The sequence below is a fragment of the Gordonia sp. BP-119 genome (assembly GCF_016924115.1).
GTDB classification, from domain to species: domain Bacteria; phylum Actinomycetota; class Actinomycetes; order Mycobacteriales; family Mycobacteriaceae; genus Gordonia; species Gordonia hongkongensis.
Window position 1 is genome coordinate 1 of sequence record NZ_JAFFZF010000087.1, and the last position, 2700, is coordinate 2700.

At 67.0% G+C, this 2700-nt stretch carries 2 protein-coding genes; both read right to left on the minus strand.

Going from position 1 to position 2700, the window contains the following annotated elements; all coding sequences use genetic code 11:
- Nucleotides 1-312: 312 nt before the first annotated feature.
- Nucleotides 313-1794: a PE-PPE domain-containing protein gene (locus JW364_RS23895; protein ID WP_065631732.1), complete on the minus strand. Its 1482-nt coding sequence runs from the start codon at nucleotides 1792-1794 to the stop codon at nucleotides 313-315.
- 160 nt (nucleotides 1795-1954) lie between these two features.
- Nucleotides 1955-2700, minus strand: a 746-nt coding sequence (locus JW364_RS23900) for an HNH endonuclease signature motif containing protein (RefSeq protein ID WP_205334544.1), incomplete at its 5' end; no start/stop codon positions are given.

The following is a 2700-nucleotide window of genomic DNA, read 5'->3' on the forward strand; positions in this document are numbered from 1 at the left end:
GGTGGGCGGCTCGCCCAGCGGCTCGGTGCCGGCTCAACCAGCGGGGGGTGGGCGGCTCGTTGCCGGCTCAACCAGCTGGGAGTGGGCGGCTCGCCCAGCGGCTCGTTGCCGGCTCAACCAGCTGGGGTGGCGGCTCGTTGCCGGTTCAACCAGCGGCCGGCTGCTAGTTCGACCAGCGCGGGGTCGAGGGGGTGATTGCTCGGCCCCGCGCTGGACTTGTCGGCGGCTCCGCCGAGAGGCGAGGAGCCGGCGCGACCGCCAAGTGGCTCGGTAGGGACGTTGGATACGTTTTCGTCGGTCGGCTTTCAGCTGTCAGGCTGCCGCACCGGACTCGGCGTCGCTCGAATCAGACGAGGTGTCACTATCGGTGTCTGACACGTCTGAGGTGTACTCGGCCGGAGTCGATGTGTCGGCATCGGAGCTTGTGTCAGACGGCTCCGAGTCCTCCGACTCGGGCTCTGCGGAGTGCCGTCCGCTGCCGGTGAGGCGGTGCCGCCCGCCCTCAGACGGGGTCGATTCCGGAGTTGTGTCCGAGTCTGCGTTCTCGTTCTCGGGTGCGCGATGGCGTCCTCCGGACGGGGTCACCTCGGCGGGGGCGTCAGAGCTCTCGATCTCGGCTGGCGCGGGCGACTCGGTCAGCGGTTCGCCCAGGTCCGCCGGTTCCGCGAGACGCGCGGTGACCGCGTCCTCGTCGTCGGTCGACGAAGACTCCACCGGCACCGCGGCGTTCGACTCGGTCGGCGTCACCAGCGGGTAGAAAGCGTTGTTGACCGCGTCCCACCGCTCGAGATCGGCAGCGCTCGGTTCGATGCCCACCGCGTCGTTGAGGATCATCGCGACCAACGTGAGCGGGTGGTGTTTCGGCTGATAGACGACGTACGTCGTATTGCCGTCGCGGCTTTTCATCGTCGTCGGCGCTGTGGTGTAGTCGATGAGATTGCCGTAGTTCTCTTCGCCCAGGCCCGAATGGATCGCGATGAAGCCGGCCGCGTTGACGAGCAGGGAACTCACCGGCCTGAGCGTTCGCCACTGGAAGTTGGCAACCGGATCGCCGACCACGATGACGGAAACCACGGGGAGATCGTCGCCGGTGGCGCCGGGATCGCGGGCTCCGTTGCTCTCGGCGCCGAACAGTTCGAACACTGAACCGACGACGTTGTTGTCGGCCCACGCCTTCAGGCCCCACGGGCTCCGCGGATCGGAGATGAGCAGGATCGTCGAGTTGTCGACGTCGATCCCGTTCGGCTGACCGACCGCGATCTCCGCAGCATTGCCCAGGGCTTCGGCGCCTTGCGAGTAGCCGGTGTAGACGACGTACGGCTGCCCCTCGGTCTGCTGTGCGAACGCCCGCATGACTTTGAGGTTGTTGTCGACGGCGACATCCCGAGAGGCGTCGTAACTCGGGGCGAAGAGCGGCAGAACTGCGCCGGACCGGCCCGAGACAATGGGGCCTAGTGCTTCGGGGTACTCGATGACCAAGACCTGACGACCGGCACGGAGTCCCCTGATGCGCGGGAACAGGGTGCCGTCGTCGGTTCCGGGGGTCACTACCACGATTGTGTCCCCGTTGACATGAGGGAACGTCGTCGACAGCCAGTCCGGACCGAGCCCGTCGTCGGGTTCCGCGGGTCGGAACACGCCGTCGTCGTTCAGTCCCTCGATGGTGGCCAGGGTCTCGGCCGAAATCACCGGCGCGGCCGACGCGGTTGTGGGCAGTGCAGTCGGTACGACCATGCCGAGGCACAGCGCGCAACCCACCGTGGACGCGCGCAGCGTCCGTCGAAATCCGTTCATGTCTTCCCGCCCTTGCCCCCGCCGCCGACCTGATCACCGGCCATTGGCATGTTTGATTCGGTCTCCACGATCGTGAAACCACGTCAAATGTTCGCAGCCGCAAGGAAGAAGGACAAGTTACCGGCTAGTTTTCACCCGATCAGGGGAACGCTCGTGTTTGTCAGAACGGGGGTGGGTCCAACCGGTCGAGTTCTTCGCGGGCTCGCTTGTTTCGGGCGCGTTCTTGTCGCCGGCGGGCCAGTTTGGCGTCCAGTCGGCTGTGCGTGCGCTCCGGGTTGACGGCGGTGATCACCCGTGGGGTGGGTGGGGCTTGGGCGGCTTGTTCGAACCGGATACGCCGCAGGTTGGGGAAGGTGTCTTCCAGGGTTTCGGCGTCGCCGGGCAGGGTGACCCCTTCGGGGGTCTCGTATTCGGTGACCAGGCGTCCGTCGTCGTCGCGGTATTGCACATCGACCCAGTCCCCGTGGGTTTTGAACAGGTGACCGGGACGGCATTTTGCGTTGAGGTTCTCACTCGACGTCGCCCCACCCCGGGCGGGGTCGGTGTGGTCGTACTCGGTGACGTGATCGAGATCGCACGCGAACGCTGAACGGGTGCAGCCGGGTTCGGTGCAATATCCGTCCCGCACCCGCACGAAATCAGCACACGACGCGGTGGGCCGATACCCGTTGCCGGGGTGCGTAGCCGGATACACCACCGCGACACTCGCGGTGGTCTCGACGGGTCGATCGGGTTCGGCTGCGTCCGTTTTATTTCCGCCGCGGGTGCCGGTCGTGGCGGCGTCTGCTCGGGTGTCCTCGGCTGGTGCCGGGCGCTGGGCGGTCCGCCGCTGGTCGGCGTCGTTGTTGCTGGGGGCCACGTAGGTGGGTTGGGTGCGGGCGGGGGTGACCGGGGACAGCGTGGCGT